The organism is Desulfonatronospira sp. (assembly GCA_003563255.1).
Lineage (GTDB): Bacteria > Desulfobacterota > Desulfovibrionia > Desulfovibrionales > Desulfonatronovibrionaceae > Desulfonatronospira.
In genome coordinates this window covers 1-2,765 of record PWSL01000145.1, presented here as the reverse complement: position 1 = coordinate 2,765, position 2,765 = coordinate 1, and the positions used below count along the sequence as shown (strand labels likewise).

3 protein-coding genes are annotated in these 2,765 nt (G+C 55.9%); all 3 read left to right on the top strand.

Translation table 11 applies throughout. The annotated features are described in order from the left end of the window. Window positions 1-40: 40 nt before the first annotated feature. Genes QZP87_RS04060 through trpB form a run of 3 tightly spaced genes read left to right on the top strand, consistent with a single transcriptional unit; the run spans window position 41 to window position 2,594 of the window. Window positions 41-802: an indole-3-glycerol-phosphate synthase gene (locus tag QZP87_RS04060; protein WP_291321640.1), complete on the top strand. Its 762-nt coding sequence runs from the start codon at window positions 41-43 to the stop codon at window positions 800-802. Beyond that, window positions 799-1,425: a phosphoribosylanthranilate isomerase gene (locus QZP87_RS04055; protein ID WP_291321639.1), complete on the top strand. Its 627-nt coding sequence runs from the start codon at window positions 799-801 to the stop codon at window positions 1,423-1,425. The genes QZP87_RS04060 and QZP87_RS04055 overlap by 4 nt, the downstream gene beginning before the upstream one ends. Beyond that, complete coding sequence (gene trpB / locus QZP87_RS04050) at window positions 1,422-2,594, top strand: tryptophan synthase subunit beta (RefSeq protein WP_291321638.1); 1,173 nt, start codon at window positions 1,422-1,424, stop codon at window positions 2,592-2,594. Before QZP87_RS04055 ends, trpB begins: the two co-directional genes overlap by 4 nt. Window positions 2,595-2,765: the final 171 nt, after the last annotated feature.

Genomic DNA, 2,765 nt, shown 5'->3' with positions numbered 1-2,765 from the left:
CTAAACAGATACAAAACACTTGACTTTTCAGAGTAGAGTTATGCTGGACAAATTTATTCAGGCAAAATCAGAAGAACTGCAGCAATTGCGGGAGCAGAAGGCTAAAGGCAAAATGCCGGCAGCATATCAGGGCCGGAGACCGGATTTCCGGCAGGCTGTGACAGGTCCTGGACCGGATGTTATTGCTGAATACAAAAGGGCCTCGCCTTCCAAAGGGGTAATAAACCTGTCTTTGACCCCGCAAAAGGCGGTGCAGGAGTTTATCACCGGCGGTGCAGCAGCCTTTTCCGTACTTACTGAAGAAAAATATTTCCAGGGCAGCCTTGAATATCTGGAAGTGTTTGCCGGACACGGGCTCCCGGTACTGCGCAAGGATTTTATCTTTGACCATCTCCAGGTAGAACAGACCGCTGCCACACCGGCATCGGCGCTTTTGCTCATTGCCAGGGTGGTCAAGGATCTGGGGCTGCTGTCGGATTTAATCCGCATGAGTTTCGGCTGCAGCCTGGAACCGGTGGTGGAGATCTTTTCCGCCGGAGAGCTGGACATGGCCAGGTATGCAGGGGCCAGGACCATCATGGTCAATAACCGGGACCTGAACAGGCTCACTGTGGACCTGGACATGTCCAGAAGCCTTGTGCCGCAGAAAAAGCCTCAAGAGGTCTGGATCTGTGCCAGCGGTATTGACAATTCAAGCCAGGTGGACGAACTTCACGGGCTTGGCTTTGACGCCTTTTTAATCGGCACCAGCATCATGTCCTGTGCAAGCCCCGGGGAGAAAATTAAGGGGCTTTTCCTGTGAACCCGGAGTTGAAAATCAAGATCTGCGGACTGACAAATCCCGGGGATCTCAGGATCTGTCAGGGTCTGGGGGTGGATTTCACCGGCTTTATTTTTCATCCCGGCAGTCCCAGGTATGTATCCCCTGACAAAGTCGGGACATGGAGCAAGCAAACCGAGCTGCGGGTCGGGGTGTTTGTTAACGCCTCTGTCAGGGAAGTGCTGGACACAATGGACAGGGCCGGCCTGGACCTGGCGCAGCTGCATGGCGGGCAGGACCCGGATTTCTGCAGTAAAGCGGGGCCGAGCCGGGTGATGCGGACCTTCTGGCCGGAACGGTTTGACAGTTGCCGGGATTTTCAGGATGAACTCCAGAGATTTGAAGAAACATGTCGTTTTTTTCTACTGGACGCAGGCAAAAGCCTGGGGGGGCACGGCCGCTGCATCGCCTGTGACTGGCTGCAGGACATCAGGAGCCCCCGGCCCTTTCTCATGGCAGGGGGCCTGGGACCTGACAACCTGGACCAGATCCTGGAGACAAGGGCCCTTGGAGTGGATCTTAATTCCGGAGTGGAGAAAAGTCCGGGACAAAAGGACCCGGAAAAGATACAAATAGCAGTCAATAAATTGCGAGGAATGAAATGAGAAAAGGTTATTTTGGTGCCTTTGGAGGCAGGTTTGTTCCGGAACTGCTTGTGCCGCCCCTGGCGGAACTGGAACAGGCCGTGGACAATATCTTGCCTGACGAGGCCTTTGAAAAGGATATGGACCAGGTCTGCCGGGAGTTTGTGGGCCGTCCCACCCCGCTTTACCTCTGCCGCAATCTTTCAGCGGATATGGGTTTTGATGTTTTTCTCAAGAGGGAAGATCTGGCCCATACCGGGGCGCACAAGATCAACAACACAGTGGGTCAGGCCCTGCTGGCCAGGCACATGGGCAAGAGCTGCCTGCTGGCGGAGACCGGGGCCGGGCAGCACGGGGTGGCCACGGCCACTGCTGCGGCCATGCTGGGGCTGGACTGTATAGTGTTCATGGGTGCGCTGGATGTACAGCGCCAGAGTATCAATGTGCACCGCATGGAACTCATGGGAGCCAGGGTTGAGCCGGTGGAGAGCGGCACCAGGACCTTGAAGGACGCCATCAATGCGGCCCTGAGGTACTGGATAGCGCATCAGTCTGACACGCACTACTGCCTGGGCTCCGCTGTGGGTCCTCATCCATTCCCGCTTCTGGTGCGCAGGCTGCAGTCAATAATCGGTCGGGAGTCCAGGGAACAGATGCTGCAGCAGACCGGCAGCCTGCCTGATACTGTGGTGGCATGCGTGGGCGGCGGTTCCAATGCCATAGGCATCTTTCATCCCTTTATCCAGGACACGGGGGTGGAACTGGTGGGCGTGGAAGCCGGGGGCAGGGGAGGCCCGGATGATCATCACTCTTCCACTCTGTCCAGGGGGACTCCCGGGGTGCTGCACGGTACACATACTTTTCTGCTGCAAAGCATTGAAGGACAGATCCTTCCCTCGCACTCTGTGGCCCCAGGTCTGGATTACCCGGGAGTTGGACCGGAGCATGCCTTTTTAAAGGACAGCAGCAGGGCCAGGTACGAAGTCATCCATGACCGCCAGGCCCTGGATGCCTTCAACCTCCTGTCGCGCAAGGAAGGCATCATCCCTGCACTGGAGAGCGCCCATGCTGTGGCATGGGTTTCTGAGTCCAGGGACCATATCCGGCCGGGCAGCAAGGTGCTCATCAACCTCTCGGGCAGAGGGGACAAGGACCTGGATATTGTCAGGGAACAGATGGCGGAAGTCTGATTTCGGATGTCGGATGTCGGATGTCGGAGGTCGGATGTCGGATGTCGGAGGTCGGTAAAGTCAAAGAGTTAGATGGTCCATAGTTATCACTACCAGTTGATACCTGACATATTGCTGGTGCATCATCCAATAGAGAAAAGAGAGAAAATTTTTGATGCACCTGCAAAAAGT